Genomic DNA, 19,072 nt, shown 5'->3' with positions numbered 1-19,072 from the left:
GACGAAGGGGCCGGGTGACGTGTTCGGGGTCGGGTCCGCTCCCGGTCGGACCGGGAGCGGACCCGTCGGCCGCTGGGCCGGGCTCGGGTGTGCCGTTCAGTCGAGCAGTGTCTCGTCGATGTAGGCGAAGAGCTCGTCGCGGCTCGCGGCCTCCAACTCCTGGTCGGTCCTGTCCGCGGTGCCGTCCGGGGACAGACGGCTCAGCAGGGCGCGGAGACGGTCGGCGACGGCGCCGCGGTCCAGCTCGTGGCCCCCGTCCCCCGCCAGGGCCGCCTCGACCCCGTCGAGCTGGGCCATCACGAGCTGGTCGGCGCTTCCGAAGAGGCGCTCCTCCAGGTGGCGGCCCAGGGCTTCGCAGGTGGGGTGGTCGAAGGCGATCCCCGACGCCAGCCGCAGGCCGGTGAGCGCGGACATCCGGTTGCGCAGCTCGATGGAGGTCACCGAGTCCATCCCCAGGTCCTTGAGGCCGCGGTCGGTGTCCAGAGCTCCGCCGAAGGGGTAGCCGAGGATGTCGGCCACCTGGTCGCGGACCAGTCCGGTCACCTCACGGACACGCTCGCCGCGGCTCAGACCGGCCAGACGGGCCCGCAGACCGTCCCTGTCTTCCTCGGGCGCCGCGTACCCGCCCCTTTCCAGGCCCAGGTCCCCGATGAGGGGGCTCGGCCGGTTGACCGTGAAGGCGGTGCGGAACCGCGGCCAGTCGACGTCGGCGACCGCGAGCGCGGTCAGGTCCCGGTCGAGGATGTGCTGGAGCGCGTCGACCGCGACCTCGGGGTCCATCGTGGGCAACCCGTGCCTCCGCAGGAGCTCGGCGACGTCCGCCTCCTCGGCCATGCCGCCCCCCGCCCAGGCGCCCCACGCGACCGACGTGGCCGGGAGCCCCAGCGCGCGGCGGTGGTGGGCCAGAGCCTCACAGAAGGCGTTGCCGGGCGCGTAGTTGCCCTGGCCGGTGACCCCGAACACGGCCGAAACCGACGAGAACAGCACGAAGGCCGACAGTTCCAGGTCCCTGGTGAGCTCGTGCAGATGCACGGCTCCGTCGGCCTTGGCACGCAGGGCGCGGACCAGCTGGTCCGGGGTGAGGGCGTCGATCGCGCCGTCGTCGAGGGCCGCGGCGGTGTGCACCACCGCACGGAGCCCGTGCTCGGAGGACACCCGCTCCAGGAGCCCGGCCAGTTCGGCGCGGTCGCCGACGTCACACGCGGCGAAGGTGACTCGGGCCCCGCTCGCGCGCAGGTCGGCCTCCAGGTCCCGGGCCCCCGGGGCGTCCGCGCCCCGGCGGCTCACCAGGAGCAGGTGGTCCGCGCCGTTGCGGGCGAGCCACCGGGCCACGTGGGCCCCCAGCGCCCCGGTACCACCGGTGACCAGGACCGTTCCCGAGGGTTTCCAACGGCGCACGGCCGGGGAGCCGGTCAGCGGTTCCCGGACGATCCGGCGGACCAGCACCTCGCCGCCGCGGACGGCGAGCTGGTCCTCACCGGGCGCGCGCTCGCCGACCAGGAACGCGGCCAGGATCTCGCCCGCCCCCTTCTCCGGGACGGCGGGCAGGTCGATCAGGCCGCCCCAACGCTCGGACTGCTCCTGGGCGGCGACCCGCCCGAAGCCCCACACGAGCGCGGCCGCGGGGTCGGTGACCTCGGCGCCCGCCGTGACCGCCCCCCGGGTCAGACACCACAGGGGCGCGGTGATCCCGGCGTCCGAGAGGGCCTGCGTCAGCAGGACCGTGCGCCGGTGCCCGGAGAACGCGGTGGGCGAGGACGGGGCCGTGGCCGCGGGGTCGGCGGTCAGGGCGTACGCCGAGAGGACCCCGACGACGGAGTCGACCTCCTTGACGGCCGCCATGGCCCGCTGCGCCACCGCGGAGCGGTCCGCGGACTCGGGCACGTCCACCGCGCGGACGACGTGCCCACGCGCCGTCAGTTCCGCGACGCAGTCGGTGACGGCGGGGTCCGTCGGACCGGCGCCGAACAGCAGCCAGGTGCCCCCGGCGCCGACGGAGGTCCCGGCGGACCGCGCGGGCACCCATTCCTCCCTGTAGGACCAGTCGTCCGGGGAGACCGGCGACGATCCGCGTCCGGGGGTCCGGCGGCCCTCAGCCTCGGCGGCGAAGGAGGTCGCGTCCGGGGCCGCGCGCCAGTACCGCTGGCGTTGGAAGGGGTAGGTGGGCAGGTCCACGACCCGCGGGGAGCCTCCGAACACCGGCTCCCAGTCCACGTGTACGCCGTGCGCGTGGACTTCGGCCAGCGAGGTGAGGAAGCGGTCGAGGCCGCCCTCCCCCCGGCGGAGCGTGCCCAGGACCACCGTGCCCGGCGCCTCCGACGCCTCACAGGTCTCCTGGAGCGCGGGGACGAGCACCGGGTGCGGTCCGACCTCGACGAACGTGTCGTACCCGTCGGCGAGGAGCGCCCTGGTCGCGTCCGCGAACTCGACCGGTTCGGCGAGGTTGCGGTACCAGTATTCGGCGCCCGTCTCCACCTCGCCCAGCCTGCCTCCGGTGAGGGCGGAGTAGACGGGGACCTCGGGCGGCCGGGGGGTGATGTCGGCCAGCGCCGCGGTGACGGACCCGCGCAGGCGCTCCATGTGGGGCGTGTGCGAGGCGTAGTCCACGGGGACCATCCGGGCGCGGACGCCCTCGGCCTCGTAGCGTCCGACCAGGGAGCGGACGGCCTCCGCCCCGCCGGCCACGACGGTCGAGACGGGGCTGTTGACGACCGCCACGCGCACGTCCGCGTCCAGTACGGCGAGGCGCTCACGGACCAGGTCTGCCGGCAGGGCGACCGAGGCCATCGCACCGGTGCCCGCCAGCTCCAGGATCGCCCGGCTGCGGAGCGCCACCACCTTCGCGGCGTCGTCGAGGGAGAGCGCGCCCGCCACACAGGCCGCGGCGATCTCCCCCTGGGAGTGGCCCACCACGGCCGCGGGGCGCACGCCGTGGGCGCGCCAGAGTCCGGCGAGGGAGACCATCACGGCCCACAGCACCGGCTGGACCACGTCCACGCGGTCCCGCGGGACGTCCGGGGCCTCTCCCCGCAGCACCGAGGTGAGCGACCAGCCCACGTACGGGGCCAGAGCCTCCTCGCATTCGGCCATGCGCCGGGCGAACTCGGGCGAGGCGTCCAGGAGCTCCGCGGCCATGCCCTCCCACTGGCCGCCTTGGCCGGGGAAGACGAGAACGGGCTCCCTGACGGTCCTGGCCAGCCCGCGCACCACCCCGGAGGCGTGTCGGCCCCCGGCCAGGGCGGCCAGGCCGTCGAGGTAGGAGGCCCGGTCCCGCGCGACCACGACCGCACGGTGCTCCAGGGCGGCCCGTGTCGTGGCCAGCGACCAGCCGACGTCGGCCGGATCGGCGTCCGGCCGGGCGCGCAGGTACGCGCCCAGGCGCGCCGCCTGCTCCTCCAGCGCCGCGGTGTCGCGCGCCGAGACCGGCCAGGGCAGGGCACGGGGGGCGGCGGGCCGGGCGGCGCCGCGTGTCGGCGCCTCTTCCGGCGGGGCCTGCTCCACGACCACATGGGCGTTGGTCCCGCTGAGCCCGAAGGAGGACACCGCGGCGCGGCGCGGCCGTTCGGTCTCCGGCCAGGGCCGCTCCCGCGACAGGAGCCGGACGGCGCCCGAGTCCCAGTCCACGTGCGGCGTGGGCTCGTCGGCGTGCAGCGTCCTGGGCAGAACCCCGTGGTGCAGGGCCTGCACGGCCTTGATCAGCCCGGCGACGCCCGCTGCGGCCTGGGAGTGCCCGATGTTGGACTTGAGCGAACCCAGCCACAGGGGCCGGTCGACGGGCCGTTCACGGCCGTAGGCGGCCAGCAGGGCCTGCGCCTCGATCGGGTCACCCAGGGTGGTCCCCGTACCGTGCGCCTCGACCAGGTCGACGTCGCCGGGGCCGAGCCCCGCGTCCGCCAGGGCCCTGCGGATCACCCGTACCTGCGAGGGGCCGTTGGGGGCGGTGAGGCCGTTGGACGCCCCGTCCTGGTTGACGGCGCTTCCGCGAACCAGGGCCAGCACCCGGTGGCCGTTGCGGCGGGCGTCGGAGAGGCGCTCCAGCACCACCACGCCGACGCCCTCGGAGAACCCGGCGCCGTCGGCACCGGCGCCGAACGCCTTGCAGCGCCCGTCCGGCGCGAGCCCCTGGAGATGGGTGAACTCGGTCAGGGCCCCGGGCGAGGCCATGACTGTCGCCCCACCCGCCAGGGCCAGGGAGCACTCGCCCCGCCCCAGGGCCTGGACCGCCAGGTGGACGGCCACGAGGGAGGAGGAGCAGGCGGTGTCCACCGTCATCGCCGGGCCGGTCAGTCCGAGGGTGTAGGAGATCCGGCCGGAGGCGACGCTCGTCGTGGTCCCGGTCATCGCGTAGCCGTCCGCCGGGGCCTGGGCCAGCCGCGGCCCGTACTCCTGGTTGATGACGCCGACGTAGACACCGGTGTCGGTGCCCGCCAGCGCCGAGGGGGAGATCCCCGAGCGTTCCACGGACTCCCACGCCACCTCCAGCAGCAGGCGCTGCTGGGGGTCCATCGCCTCCGCCTCGCGGGGTGAGATCCCGAAGAAGGCGGGGTCGAAGGCGGTCGCGTCGTCGATGAAGGAGCCCTGGGTCATCGCCGACCTGGGTCCGTCCCCCTCCTCACCGAGCAGTGAGGCCGTGTCCCATCCGCGGTCGCCGGGCAGCGGGCCGACGGTCTCGCGCCCCCCGGCCACCAGGTCCCACAGTTCCTCCGGGGATCCGACACCGCCGGGCAGGCGGCAGCCCATCCCGACGATGGCGACGGGCTCGCGGGAGGCGACCCGGTCGACCTCCCTGCGCAGCCGGTCGTTCTCCTTCAGCGCGGACCTGAGCGCCGCGACCAGTCGGTGGTCATCGGTAGTCATCCACCGTCTCCTGTCCACGTGGTGATGCGGGGACCTCATCCCTCAGGGCGAGGTTCACGAGCTCCTCGACTCCCATCTCGTCGATGCTCTCCCCCCGGGCTCCGGTGCCGTCGGGGGGTGTGTCGGTTCCGGTGTCGGCCTGCCACTGCCGGGGGACCTCGGGCTGTCCGGGGGACAGCAGGTCCCCCAGCAGGAGCGCGAGCGCGCGGGGGGTCGGATGGTCGAAGACAGCGGTGGCCGGGACCCGGACCCCGAGCCAGTCACCGAGCCTGTTGCGCAGCTCCAGACCGGTGAGCGAGTCCAGGCCCAGTTCGCTGAAGGGCCGGTCGGGGTCCACACGGACGTGCCCGGCGTCGGGGTCGTGGCCGAGAACGAGGGCGGTCTGCGTACGGACCCCTGTGAGCAGCGCGTGTTCGCGTTCGGTCCCGGACAGCGCGAGGAGGCGGTCGGGTTCCCCGGCTTCCGCGTCCCCGCCGGAGTCCGTGGTGGCCGGGGCGTCCGGTCCGGGAGGCGGGGCCAGGCCCCGCAGGACGCCGGAACCGGTGGCGGCGGTGTCGAACAGGGCGGGAACGCAGTGGGCCATGTTCCACATCAGCGCGGTGTCCAGGTGCCGCAGTGCCTCCTCGGCGGCCATGGGGAGCAGACCGCCCCGGCTGAGGACGCCGAGATCGGTGCCGTCCAGGTGTCCGGTCATACCGCTGGCCCCGGCCCACAGCCCCCACGCCAGTGAGGTGGCGGGCAGGCCGCGTTCGCGGCGGTGGTGGGCCAGCACGTCGCAGAAGACGTTGGCCGCGGCGTAGTTGGCCTGACCGGCGTTGCCCAGGATTCCGGCCACCGACGAGAACAGCACGAACGCGCCCAGGTCGGTCCCCGCGGTCAGTTCGTGCAGGTTCCACGCGGCGTCGACCTTGGGCCGCAGCACCCGGTCCACCTGTTCACGGGTGAGCGAGGTGACGGTGGCGTCGTCGAGGACGCCGGCGGTGTGCACCACCGCCCCGAGGGGGCGGTCTCCGGGGACGTCGCGCAGAACCCGTTCCAGCGCGCTCCGGTCCGCGGCGTCGCAGGCGACCACGTCCACGGTGGCCCCGAGTGCCTCCAGTTCGGCGGTGCGCGCGTCCTGGCCCTCGGCGTCGGGTCCGCTCCGGCTGGTGAGCAGGAGGTGGCGCACCCCGTAGTCGGTGACCAGGTGGCGGGCCACCCGGTGGCCCAGGGAACCGGTGCCCCCCGTGACCAGGGTGGTGCGCTCCTGCGGGAAGGGTGCCGGGACGGACAGGACCAGCTTGCCGACGGTCTCCCCGCGCTGAAGGCTCCGGAAGGCGTCCCCGGCCTCACGGAGGTCGTAGACGGTCAGGGGCAGGGGCTTGAGCGTGCCGGCGGCGAACAGCTCCATGATCCGCCCCAGCATCTGCCCGATCCGCTCCGGCCGCACGTCCGTCAGCTTGAACGCCTCGTAACCGCGTCCGGGGAAGCCCTCGGTGACGTCCCTCTCGTCGCGGACGTCGGTCAGTCCCATCTCCACGAGCCTGCCGCCCGGCCCCTCGCCGTCGCCCGGCGAGCGCAGGAGCCGCAGGGAGGCGTCCACGAACTCACCGCTGAGCGAGTTGAGGACCACGTCCATCCCGCGCCCGCCGTTGGCCTCGCGCAGGCGCTGCTCGAACTCCAGGTCGCGGGAGGAGGACAGCCGCTCCTCGTCGAGGCCGTACTCGGCCAGCCCGGCCCACTTGCGGCGGCTCGCCGTACCGAACACGCGTGCGCCCATGTACCGGGCGAGCTGGACTGCCGCCGTTCCCACGCCTCCCGCGGCCGCGTGCACTAGGACGCTCTCCCCCGGGCGCACCGCCGCCAGGTCCACCAGTCCGTAGTAGGCCGTCAGGAAGGCCACCGGCACGGCCGCGGCCTGTTCGAAGGTCCACTGCTCGGGGATCCGTGCGAGCTTGCGGCCGTCCGCGACCGCGACCGGACCGAACGAGCCGTCGAACATACCCGCCACCCGGTCGCCCGGGGACAGGTGCGACACCTCGGCACCGGTCTCGAGGACGATTCCGGCTCCTTCGAGACCGATCCCGGTCTCGCCCTCGACCAGGCCGAGAGCGACCACCACGTCCTTGAAGTTCACCCCCGCGGCGCGGACGGCGACGCGGACCTCGTCCGGGCCGAGTTCCCTCCTCGCCTCCGGCGCGGGCAGTGCCTCCACACGCTCCAGGGAGCCCGTCCTGCGGGTGTCCAGGCGCCACAGCGCCCCCGGCGCCGTTCGCCCCCCCTCGACCTCGGCCAGCCGGGGCACCAGGACCGTGCCCGAGCGCAGAGCCATCTGCGGTTCGCCGAGCGCGACCGCGCCGGGCAGCACGCGGTGGGAGTCCTCCGAGCCGTCGGAGTCCACGAGCACGAGGCGGTCCGGGTGCTCTCGCTGGGCCGTGCGCAACAGACCCCACACCGGGGCCGCCGCCGGCCCTCCGAGCCGGGCGCCGCGGTCGGTGGGCACGGCCCGCCAGGTCACCACGACCAGCCGGGAGTGCGCGAACCGTTCGTCGGTGAGCCAGGAGCGGACGGCCTCCAGCGCCGCGTCGAGTCCGGCTCGGACGGCGTCCGGCACCGGTGCGTCCTCCGCGTAGACCGCGGTGGGGGGCAGTTCGGTGTAGACCGTCGGCGGGACAGGGGCGTCCGGGCCGAGGGAGGCGAGGTCGGGCAGGCCGACGGGCAGGTTCGCCGCGGAGTCGGCGGGTACCGCCTCCCACACGAGCTCGTAGAGGCCGGACGACTCCGCCCGGTCCTGTTCGGGCAGGGAGTCCGCGTCGAGGGGACGCAGCACCAGTTCGTCCACGGCCACCACCGGGGCGCCGTGCCCGTCCACCGCCAGGACGCGGTAGCGGTCCCTCCCCAGTTCGGTGATCCGCGCCCGGAGCGTGCGGGGGGACCCGTCGGCCCCGGACGGTGTGACGCGCACCCCCGACCAGGCGAAGGGCACCAGGAGGCGGCGCTGGCCCGCGCCGTGCGCGAGCACCGCGTGCAGGACGGAGTCCAGCAGGGCCGGATGGGGGCCGTGGAAGGGACCGCCGACCGAGACCCCGTCGGGAAGGACGGCCTCGACCAGGAGTTCCCCGCCGCGCCGCCAGACCGAGCGCAGGCCCCGGAAGACCGGCCCGTAGGTGTACCCGCGTTTCTCCAGGAGGCCGTAGTCGGCGCTGGTGTCCACCGGGTCCGCGTCCGCGGGCGGCCACTCCCACGCCTCCCGCGGATCGACGGAGCCGCTGGGTCCGACGGTTCCCGATGCGTGCCGCGTCCACGGGGCGTCGTCGCCCTCGGGCCGGGAGTGGACCAGCGCTTCGCGTCGGCCGTCCTCGCCGCGGGGCCCCACGGTGACCTGGAACAGCACGGCCCGGTCTCCGGTCAGCACCAGCGGCGCCTCCAGTGCGAGGTCGCTCACCGTCCCGGCTCCGCAACCCGCGGCGGCTCGCGCGACGAAGTCCACCACCGCGGTTCCGGGGACGACGACCCGGCCCAGCAGACCGTGGTCGCCCGCCCAGGGGTGATCGGCCGTGCTGATCCTGCCGCTGAACACGGTCCGCCCGTCCGCGAGGGCGAGCCCGTCGCCCAGCAGCGGCTCGGCGGCGGGAACGGGTGTGGACGGCCCGGGCACCGTCCAGTGGCGACGGCGCCGGAAGGGGATGTCGGGCACGACGACGGGGGCGCCCTCGTCCGCGACTCCCTCCAGTACCACGTGCGCGTTGGTGCCGCTGATGCCGAAGGAGGACACGGCGGCGCGCCGGGGGCGGCCGGTGTCGGGCCAGGGCTCCTCCTCACGGAGCAGGCGCACCCCGGCGTCCTCCCAGTCCACCTCCCCGGTGGGCTGGTCGACGTGCAGCGTCCTGGGCAGCCGGCCGTTGCGCAGCGCCTCCACGGTCTTGATCACCCCGGCCACGCCGGCGGCGGCCTGGGCGTGGCCGATGTTGGACTTGAGCGAGCCCAGGCGGAGCTCGTCCCCTCCCCGGCGGTCGCCGCCGTACACCGAGATCAGGGCCCGGGCCTCGATGGGGTCCCCCAGCCGGGTCCCGGTCCCGTGGGCCTCCACCGCGTCGACGTCCCGTGGCGTCAGTCGGGCCGATTCCAGAGCCTGTCGGATCACCCGCTCCTGGGCCTCCCGACTGGGCGCGGTCAGGCCGTTGCTCGCGCCGTCGGAGTTGACGGCGCTGCCCCTCACCAGGGCCAGGACGGGGCGGCCCGCGCGTCGTGCGTGCGAGGCGCGTTCCAGCAGGAGCATGCCCGCGCCCTCGGCCCAGGCAGTTCCGTCCGCTCCGGCGCCGAAGGCCCGGCACCTCCCGTCCGGGGACAGCCCGCGCTGGGCCGAGAACTCCAGGAACATACCGGGGGTGGCCATCACCGTGGCCCCGCCCGCCAGTGCCATGGAGCACTCGCCCCGCTGGATGGCACGCACGGCCTGGTGCAGCGCCACCAGGGACGAGGAGCACGCGGTGTCGATGGTCATCGCCGGCCCGCGTAGTCCGAGCACGTAGGCGATCCTGCCCGAGGCCACGCTCAGGGTGCTGCCGGTCAGCCGGTAGCCGCCGTCGGTGCCCGGCCCCGGGTCAGCGAGCCGGGGTCCGTAGTCGGTGGGCATGGCGCCCACGAACACCCCGACCTCCTGCCCTCGCAGCTCCCCGGGCTCCAGGCCAGCCCGCGTGACCGCCTCCCAGGAGGTCTCCAGCAGGAGCCGCTGCTGGGGGTCCATCGCGTCGGCCTCTCGGGGGCTGATACCGAAGAAGTCGGCGTCGAACATGGCGGCGTCGTAGAGGAACCCGCCCGAACGCGTGTAGGTGCGCCCCGGCGTCCCCGGGTCGGCGGAGTACAGGCCGTCCAGGTCCCAGCCCCGGTCGTCGGGGAAGCCGCCGATCGCGTCCTTGCCGTCCATGACGAGCCGCCACAGCCGCTCGGGCGAGTCGGCGCCGCCCGGAAGGCGGCATGCCATCGCGGTGATCGCGATCGGGTCGTCCTCGGCGGGCGTACGCTCGGCCGCCGTCGCGGGTCGGCGTTCGGGTGCCCGACGGGGAGCCGGGGCCGCGGCGAGCTCGCCGAGCAGGAAGTCCACCATTCCCTCGGCCGTCGGCACCTCGAAGAGCAGGGTCGGCGGCAGCCGCAGGCCCGTCTCCCCGGCCAGGGCGTTGCGCAGCTCGACCGCCATCACCGAGTCGAAGCCCAGGTCGCGGAAGGTGCGGCGCTCCCAGCCGTCCTCGTGCTCGGAGAGCCCGAGGATCTCGGTGCTGCGGGTCCGGACCAGCTCCTCCAGCTCCTCCCTGGTCCACGCGCGGACCCGGGGCTCACCGCCGTCCTCGTCCGGCTCGGACACGGGGCCCTCGGCCTCCACGGACGCGGCCGGGGACGGCACCGCCAGAGTGTCGGGCCACAGGCGCCGGCGCTGGAACTGGTAGGTCGGAAGGTCGATGACGCTGGCCCCGCTACCGGTGAACAGGCCGCTCCAGTCGACGTCGACACCGACCGCGAACGCCTTGGCCGCGCTGGTCAGGAACTGCTGGGCGCCCCCGGAGTCGCGGCGCAGCGTCGGCACGACGTGCCCCCCGCCTCCGGACAGGGCGAGGATCTGCTCGATCCCGAACGCCAGCACGGGGTGCGGCCCGACCTCCAGGAAGGTCCGCCGTCCAGAGGCCACCAGGGCGCGCACCGCCTGGTCGAACCGTACGGTGCCGCGCAGGCTGGAGAACCAGTACCCGCCGTCCAGGGGTGTCGAGGCGGTGTCCAGCTCCCCGCCCGTGAGCGTGGAGAAGAACGGCACCCGTGCGGCCCGGGGGCGCAGGCCGTACAGGCTTTGGAGAACCTGGTCGCGGATGCCCTCCACATGGGCGGAGTGGGAGGCGTAGTCGACGTCGACCAGCGTCGCCCGCACACCGTGGTCCTCGCACCACTGCACGGCCTCGCGCACCGAGCGCGGACCGCCCGACACCACCACGGCGTTCGGGCCGTTGCGCACGGCCACGTACAGGTCGTCCAGACGCTCGGTCAGCCGCTCGGCCTCGTCCGCGTCCAGCCCGAGGGAGGCCATCGCGCCGGTGCCCGCCAACGCGGTCAGGGCCTGGCTGCGCAGAGCCACCACCCGGGCGCCGTCGTCCAGGGACAGCGCCCCGGCCACACAGGCCGCGGCGATCTCGCCCTGGGAGTGGCCGACCACCGCGGACGGCCGCACACCGAGTTCCTCCCACACCCGCGCGAGCGACACCATCACCGCCCACAGCACGGGCTGCACCACGTCCACGCGCGCGTCGGGCCCGGCGACCACGGGGGCCTGGGGCTCCCTGCGCAGCACCTGGAGCAGCGACCAGCCGACGTACGGGTCCAGGGCCCGCTGGCACTCGCGCAACCGCGCCGCGAACACCCGGGACAGGGTGCCCTTGCCCTCCAGCAGCTCGCGCGCCATCCCCGGCCACTGTCCGCCCTGCCCCGGGAAGACCAGGACGGGCCCGGGTCGGCTGGGGTCGGTGTCCGGCGGCGTGGCCGAGTGCACCGACTCCAGCTCCCGCGTGTCGGTGCCGCCGGAGGCGAGTATCACCGCCCGGTGCTCGAACACCGAGCGGGTCGTGGCCAGCGAGTAGCCCACGTCCTCGGCCCTGATACCCGGCCTGGACGAGACGAAGGCGTGCAGCGCGGAGGCCTGGGCGCGCAGGGCGGCCTCCGACCGCGCCGACACCACCCACGGGACCAGGTCCATGCCCGTGCCGCCGCCCGACGCTCCGGCGCCCGCGCGCTGGGTGGGCGGGGGCCCGAGTACGAGGTGGCAGTTGGTCCCGCCCATCCCGAAGGAGGACACGCCCGCGAGCGGGGCCTGGCCTGGCCACGCCTCTCGGCTGGTCTGCGGGACCATTCCCCAGCGGTCCAGGTCCAGGTCGGGGTGGGGGGACTCGAAGTTCAGGGTGGGCGGGAGCTGACCGTGGGACAGGCTCAGCACGGTCTTGAGCAGGCCGGCCACGCCCGCGGCCCCCTCCAGGTGACCGATGTTGGTCTTCACCGACCCCACACGCAGGGGTTCGCGCCGCCCCCGGGAGAAGACCTCCCCCAGCGCGGCCGCCTCCACCGGATCACCGACGGGGGTTCCGGTCCCGTGCATCTCCACGTATCCCACCCGTGCCGGGTCCGCACCGGCCTGGCGGTAGGCCTCACGCAGGACGCGTACCTGCCCCTCGGCGTCGGGACGGGCCAGATAGGGGGTCCGGCCGGAGTTGTTCACCGCCCCTCCGCGCAGCACCGCGTGGACGCGGTCGCCGTCCGCCAGCGCCCGGTCCAGGAGCTTGAGCACGAGCACCGCGCCGCCCTCGCCCCGTACGTAGCCGTTGGCGCGGGAGTCCAGCGTGTAGCACCGGCCGTCCGGGGACAGGCCGCCGAACCCGTCGACGCTGTCGGTGCTCTCGGGGACCAGGATCAGGTTCACGCCGCCGGCGAGGGCGGTGTCGGACTCACCCCTGCGCAGGCTCTCCGCCGCCAGGTGCACGCTGACCAGTGAGGACGACTGACCCGAGTCGACGGTCAGGCTCGGCCCGCCCAGGCCGAGCACGTAGGACACCCGGTTGGCGATCATGCCCCGGTGGGTTCCGGTCAGTGTGTGGTGGGTGACGGCCGAACGGCCGCCGACCTGCCGCAGGAGCGCGTAGTCGGAGGAGATCGCACCGGTGAACACGCCGGTGCGGCCGTCCCGGAGGGCCGCCGGGGCGATCCTCGCGTTCTCCGCGGCCTCCCAGCTGAGTTCGAGCATGAGCCGTTGTTGGGGGTCCATGGCCATGGCCTCGCGCGGCGAGATCCCGAAGAAGGCGGCGTCGAAGTCCTCCACCCGTTCCAGGTATCCGCCCCAGCGCCCGTCGCGCTCTCCGGCGTGCCCGCCGAGGCGTTCGGGGGGCGCGGTGATCGCCTCGCGCCCCTCGCAGAGCAGGCGCCAGAAGGCCTCGGGGGTGGAAGCTCCAGGAAGTCGGCAGGACACCCCCACCACGGCGACGGGAGCATCGGCGCCTTCGTGGACGCCGTCCGCATGGTCACTGCTCAACGCTTTCCCTCCGATCACGCTTCACGTTCTCGTCGTGCGTACACGAGGACTTTCGCGACGTGCGCCCTCACGGAAGGCGCATCGGCACCCGTACCGCGAAGGTGCGCGATATGATCGCTTTCTCGCAGGTCGGAGTGATTCTCCGAGGAAACGGACACGTCTTCGTCCCCTGAGGGGGCGGAGCCTTCGTCCGGAGCGGGGCCAGAAGGGTTTGGTCACGCACGGGGCTACATGAAACACCCTTCACAGCCGACACGGGAGTCCTTGCGAAAAGCGGCCCGATGCGGTAGGCGCCCGATACACCGTCATGTTTGTTACATAAAACTCATTCGTCACTCTAGGGATGTTATGGACACCAACTCGAAGGATCGTAGCTGTCGTCCAGGTGGCATGACAACGCACGCAGGGTTTTCGGTCATTCTTCTGAGCCATTCAGTCATCGACTTAATTAGAAGCGAAAACGCCTCCGAACAGCGAGATGCCCGATGTCCCAGGGACATCGGGCATCCGCGAGGCGGCACGGGCGTCAGCTCCCGTTCCGCGCCCGCACCTCGGCCATGTACTGGCGTGCGAGCTCAGGATCGAGGAGCCAGGTGCTGAAGTCCGGCGGGTAGTCCCAGCCCCCGATCCACCGGTCCCCCACCTCGGGATGGGCGTTGGCCGCGTCGATGAGTTCGTAGAAGTGCGGCGGGAGATCGCCCGCGTCCCACATCGTGGAGTTCATCTCAGACCACAACTGGTTGTGCAGGCCGAACTCCCAGAAGCGGTCGAACGCGCCGACCAGGAACTCCTCGTCGAACTCGCGGTCCCCGTGCTCGATGATGCTCTCCAGGTACGCCTTGGCACAGCGTGTGGAGTTGTTCCAGCTCTGGCACACGTAGGGGTCCATCGTGACGACCACGTCGGCCATTCCGAGAACGCGTCCGCCGGACGGAAGAACGCCCACGGGGTTCCTGACCTGAGGGGTCAGGTCCTCCACCAGGGTGCTGTTCCTGCCGTCGACCAGGACCGCGTCCTTGGCACGTTCGAAGTACTCCGGAGCGTAGCTGCGCAGGAGGTCCTTCATCCGACGCAACTGCTCCTCGGGCCCCGGACGGTCGGGCCACGCGTCCATGGGGCCGCCGCGTTTGTCCACCATCATCAGCGTGTGGCAGGGGCCGTCCTGCGCCAGGATCGGCATGAAGTTGATGTTGCCCGCGTCGGCCGCCGACGCGGCCCAGCCGATGTTCTCCTCGCCCTGCTCGTCCGGCCAGACGTCGTAGACATAGGCCTGGGCGATGGAACGGGGCCTCGCGCCGCTGAACCTGCTCTCGTCGTAGTCGAAGAGCTGGCCGAGCTCTCCGTGCCCGACCGCCACGATGATCAGGTCGAACATACGCGAGAAGTAGTCGAGGTCGGTGACCGTGACACCGTGGATGACGACCTTGCCGCCCCGGTCCTCGAAGTACTCCAGCCAGTCGGCCATCTTGACTCGCCGGTCGACCGAGACCATGTAGTCGTTGTCCTTACCGGTCCTTCCCTTGAAGGACACGAGCGGCTTGCCTCCGCCCGGGTACAGGTGCACCTTCTCCTCCCTGATCTGCGGGGCGAGGGCGCTCCACAGATCGAGGTCGTGTTCACGCTCATAGTTCAGCGCCGTGGGGAGCGTGAACTGCGAGACCGAAGGCTTTCCCGTCCGGATCTCCATCGAGGACTGCCCCGTGATCACCGTGACGTCGTATCCATGGGTCAGTAGCCCATGGGCCAGGTGCAGGCCGGCATGACCCGCGCCGACGATAAGGATCTTGCGCATTGTCGCTAACTTTCCTGGGGAATCTGCGGGGCGGTGGGAAGACCGGGGTCTCCCCGTCCGTCAGGCGACGGGCTCGCTGGCGCGGTTGTGCTCCAACGCGTACCGGAGCAGCGTCTTGAGCACCTCACCCCCGGACAGGCGGTTCCGGGCGTCGAAGTCGATGATCGGCACCTCGGGGCTGACCTCCAGCGCCTCGCGGACCTGCTCGGAGGTGTACTCGAGGCGGCCCTCGAACTTGTTCAGCGCCACGATGTAGGGGATGCGCTTGGTCGTCTCGAAGTAGTCGACCGCGTCGAAGGAGTCCGCGAGCCTCCGGCAGTCGACCACGACGACGGCGCCCACGGCGCCCCGGACCAGGTCGTCCCACATGAACCAGAAACGCGCCTGGCCCGGTGTGCCGAACATGTACATGACCAGTTCGTCGTCGATGGTGATGCGACCGAAGTCCATCGCGACGGTGGTGGTCGTCTTGTCGGGTGTGATCGAGGTGTCGTCATGACCGATGCTGGCCTCGGTCATGATCGCCTCGGTCGTGACAGGGGGAATCTCCGACACCGAGCGCACCAAGGTCGTCTTGCCGGCGCCGAAGCCCCCGGCGATGACGATCTTGCTCGACATCTTCTTGCGATTCGACCTCTTGTCACTGGAAAAGTCGTTCGAGACCACGAAGAGCCCTCTCCAGAACCTGGTTTTCCGATGGACTGCTGCCGGTGATGGTCGGGTGGATGTACACAAGGTCCTGTTCGGCCAGGTCGCTGACCAGGACCTGGGTGACGCCCAGGGGGATGTTCAACTCGGCCGACACCTCGGCCAGCGACCGGGTCTCCCGGCACAGCTTGTAGATACTGATCGACTCCGGCATGAGGGTGCCAGGAGGTTCCTGCCCGGGCTCGGACGTCGAGACCAGGGTCTGCACCATCAGCGGATGCCGCGACCGTGTCCGCCCACCCGTGAAGGTGAACGGACGGACACGGTTACTCCTTCGCCTGCGGAAGCTCATAGCCGAGGCAACCTCTCCTCCCGAACGGGCACCGTCGTCAGTTCTGGATGACCTCGCGCAGCTGCGAGCGCAGCTGCGGCGTGAGCACGTGGGCGACGTTCTCCACGAGCTTGGTCATCTGGAAGCCGACGATCTTGAGCTCGGTGCCCGGGGCGGTGAGCACCGCCATGCAGGAGCCGTCGCTGATGGCCATGATGAACAGGTGGCCGTGGTTGAAGCGGACCAGCAGCTGTTCGCACTCGCCCCTCTGGAAGAGGTTGGCTCCGCCGACGGCGAGGCTGTGCAGGCCGCTGGCGATGGCCGCGAGCTGCTCGGCGTGCTCCTCGGGGAAGTCGCTGGAGTGCGTCAGGACCAGACCGTCGGAGGAGACCACGACGGCGTGCTCGACACCGCGCACGTCACGGACGAAGCGGTCGATGAGCCAGGAGAAGTTCTCAACACTGTCGTTCACGGATTCAGTCATCGCTGTGCCTTACCTGCCTGGGCCGAGGGTCGTGTTCGCTGCTGTGGTGTCTGCGGGCGCACGCCGGGAGGGGCGCCCTGGACGGGGTCGGGAGCCGTCACTTCTTGTCGTCCTTGGGCTCGTCGCCGCCCTCGCGGGCCTCGCGCTCGCCGTCGAAGAAGTCGCCGAGCTCGTCGCGGATCTGCTCGGCCCGGGCCTCGCCGGTGAGCCTGGGCGGGGTGTCCTCGCGGGCCTGGGGCGCGGCGTCCGGCTTCTGCCCGGGGCGGGGCATCATCCGCAGGGGCGACCCGTGCGGGGTGGCGCTGCGCCGGGGCAGCCCGGCGGAGGTCACCGCCGAACCGCTCGCCGCGGAGGACCTGCCCATGCCGTTGGCGGCGGGGCGGGCGGGAGCCGGGGCGGGCGCGACCGGCTTGGCGGCCGGGGCGGGCTTGGCCTGCGGTGCGCTGGTCGGGACGGTCGAGGTGCGGGCCTGTCCGGGGGTTCGCGGCGTGGCCACGCGCAGCAGCTCCTTGGGGATGATCGCGTAGGCGCTCACCCCGCGGAAGGATCGGGGTTCGAGCCTGGCTTCCAGCCCGTGCTTCTTGGCGATCCGGCTGGCGACGTACAGGCCCATGTGGCGGGGCACGTCGGCGTCCAGGACGGGTTCGCCGGCGAGACGGTCGTTGAGTTCGGCGAGCTGCCCCTCGGGGATGCCCACGCCCTCGTCCTCGACGACGATCATGAGGCGCCCGTCGGCCATCTCCTGGGCGCTGATGACGACCTGGGAGTGCTCGGGCGAGTTGGCGGTGGCGTTGTCCAGCAGTTCGGCGAGCAGGTGGCTGATGTCGTCGGCCGCCATACCGGTGATGGAGGTCTGCGGGATCTTGCCCATCCGGACGCGGGGGTAGTCCTTGATCTCGGAGGTGGCGGCGCGGGCCACGTCGAGCAGGGGGACGATCTCGTCGTGGGCGTCGGACTCGCCGCCGTCATGTCCGGTGAGCACCAGGAAGTTTTCCCCGTTGCGCCGCATACGGGTCGCGAAGTTGTCGATCTGGAAGAGCTTGTCGAGCAGGTCGGGGTCCTGGGCGTCGGTCTCCAGCTCCTCGACCATCTCCAGCAGGGCGTCCACGAGCGACAGGTCGCGCATGGCCAGACCCGCGAGGGCCTCGTTGAGGAGGCTGTCGCCGCCCTCGGAGGGCGCGGGGGCGGCCGCGGCGGCGGGGGCGATCGCGTCCATGAGCGCCGCCCTGCGCTCGGTCAGCGTCTCGGCGGGGGCCTCGGGAGCCGCTTCGGCGGGCTCCGCGGCGGCCTCGGCCGGGGCCTCCCGCTCCTGTTCCCGCTCCTGCTGCTCCTTGCCCGCGTCCGTGCCGGAGCCCGCGCGGGTCAGGGCCCGGTCCTCGCGCTCGGCGGAGTCGCTCCGGGTCTCGGCGTGCTCGGCGAAGAGCGTGCCGGCCGACTCGGCGCTGATCACCTGCGGCTGCTGTCCGGCGCTGAGCACGATGATGTGCTGGACCGGCTGGCCGTAGGGGTTGTACTGGCCCGGGTAGAACATCGGCTGGCCGTGCATGACGTAGCCGGGGGGCTGGAAGGGCGCCGGGTAGGCGCTCTGGTAGGTGACCAGCGGCTGGGGCGGGTACTGCGCCGGGTAGTGCGCGGGCTGCGCCGGGTAGGGGTGCTGGCCCTGCGGCTGGGGCGCGTAGCCGCCGTGCTGCGGCGGCGCGGCGGGGTAGGGCGCCGGGGCGGCCTGCGGGTGCGGCGGGTAGGGGTGGTGGGGCTCCTGCCCGGCCGGGTGGTAGGGGCCGTACTGCGCGCCGGGGGGCGCCTGGTAGGGCGCGGGGGCCGCGTAGGGGTCGTGGCCGACCGGACCGGGGACCGGCTGCTGGGCGTACCCGTGCTGGCCCTGCACCTGCGGGGGCGCGGGGCGCTCCCCCGGCACCTGGTAGGGCTGGGGCGCGGGCCACGCCTGGGGAGGCTGCTGGTGGCCCTGGGCGGGCGCGGCGGCCTGCGGCGCGTCGGCCTGCGGCTGCTCCGGCTGGCGGTGGTCGTCGGCCTGGGGCGCGTCGGCCTGCGGCTGCTCGGACCGGCGGTGGTCGTCAGCGGCCTGCGGCGGGTCCTGTCGGTGGGAGTCCGCCTGCTCGGGCCGGGGCGAGCGGCCCTGCTCCTCGGGGAGCCGCGTCCGCCCGTGCGGAGCCTCGGTCCGCTGCCGCCCCGCCTGCTCGGGCCGCGGGGCCGACTGCGGCGTGGTGTCCGCGGGCGCCGCCTGCGTCTGCGCCGCGGGGGCCTGGGGCCGCTCCGCGCGCTCTGTCGGTGAGGAGGTGTCAGTCATGGTGTCCGTGGTGGCGGTGATGGGTGGGGTACGCGGCTCGGGCTCGTCCAGGCCCACGCCGCGCCACTGGTTGACCGGGGAGGCCCCGGTGTCCACGTCGTCGACGTTCACCCGCCGGGTCGTGTAGGGGTTGGGGACGCTGGTCCTGGAGGCGGGTCGGTACCCGTTCTCGGCGGAGCCGGAGAAGGGGCCGGTCGCGGGGGGCGCGGCGTCGCCGCGCTCCGTCGCGCCCGACTCGGGAGCGGACCCGCCCGTGGGCTGGACGCTGTCCCGGTCCGACGTGCGGCCGGAATTCTGCGAGTGCGGATGCACGGGATGATGCACGGGATTTCCTTGCTGGGTCTCCGGTGAGGGGGGTTCCTGGGCTCTGACCATACGGGAGATGGCTCGTCGGAACCGTCCCTCCCGCCTGGCTCCTTGCCCGTCCTCCGCTGACGTCATCGACCCGCCCCCGCGCGGGTGCGGAGCGGGGCTGTCTCGCGGCGACGGCGCCTCTGCCACAATCTCGTCTCCTCGCGTCGGTGGGGCTGGCTCGGCGGCGGCGCCGCTCCACCGCCCTGCCCGGGGAGGTGGCCGCCCCGGGATCCCGCGCGGGACCCCCGTGGCAGCCGGATGCC

General features: G+C 73.2%; 7 protein-coding genes. All 7 read right to left on the bottom strand.

The window, feature by feature from the left end:
* Window positions 1-96 precede the first annotated feature (96 nt).
* The gene (locus tag G011_RS32825; RefSeq protein WP_019606712.1) at window positions 97-4,857 is read right to left on the bottom strand and encodes an SDR family NAD(P)-dependent oxidoreductase; all 4,761 of its coding nucleotides are present in this window, start codon (window positions 4,855-4,857) and stop codon (window positions 97-99) included.
* Window positions 4,844-12,841, bottom strand: a complete 7,998-nt coding sequence (locus tag G011_RS0100355; RefSeq protein WP_019606711.1) for a type I polyketide synthase — start codon at window positions 12,839-12,841, stop codon at window positions 4,844-4,846. The genes G011_RS32825 and G011_RS0100355 overlap by 14 nt, the downstream gene beginning before the upstream one ends.
* Before the next feature lie 580 nt (window positions 12,842-13,421).
* Entirely contained in the window at window positions 13,422-14,687 is a 1,266-nt protein-coding gene (locus tag G011_RS0100350; RefSeq protein ID WP_026337870.1) for a styrene monooxygenase/indole monooxygenase family protein, read from the bottom strand.
* Window positions 14,688-14,747: 60 nt separating this feature from the next.
* Window positions 14,748-15,305 (bottom strand): ATP/GTP-binding protein, encoded by a 558-nt coding sequence (locus G011_RS0100345; protein ID WP_019606709.1) that lies wholly within the window; start codon window positions 15,303-15,305, stop codon window positions 14,748-14,750.
* A gap of 22 nt (window positions 15,306-15,327) precedes the next feature.
* Window positions 15,328-15,687: a DUF742 domain-containing protein gene (locus G011_RS0100340; protein WP_013151545.1), complete on the bottom strand. Its 360-nt coding sequence runs from the start codon at window positions 15,685-15,687 to the stop codon at window positions 15,328-15,330.
* 37 nt (window positions 15,688-15,724) lie between these two features.
* On the bottom strand, window positions 15,725-16,150 hold the full coding sequence (locus G011_RS0100335) for a roadblock/LC7 domain-containing protein (RefSeq protein WP_013151544.1): 426 nt from the start codon (window positions 16,148-16,150) through the stop codon (window positions 15,725-15,727).
* Between the two features lie 97 nt (window positions 16,151-16,247).
* On the bottom strand, window positions 16,248-18,779 hold the full coding sequence (locus G011_RS0100330) for a sensor histidine kinase KdpD (protein ID WP_081642904.1): 2,532 nt from the start codon (window positions 18,777-18,779) through the stop codon (window positions 16,248-16,250).
* Between the last annotated feature and the right edge of the window lie 293 nt (window positions 18,780-19,072).

It is taken from the genome of Nocardiopsis sp. CNS-639, from assembly GCF_000381685.1.
Classification (GTDB): domain Bacteria; phylum Actinomycetota; class Actinomycetes; order Streptosporangiales; family Streptosporangiaceae; genus Nocardiopsis; species Nocardiopsis dassonvillei.
This window is presented reverse-complemented; position numbering and strand designations above follow the sequence as displayed.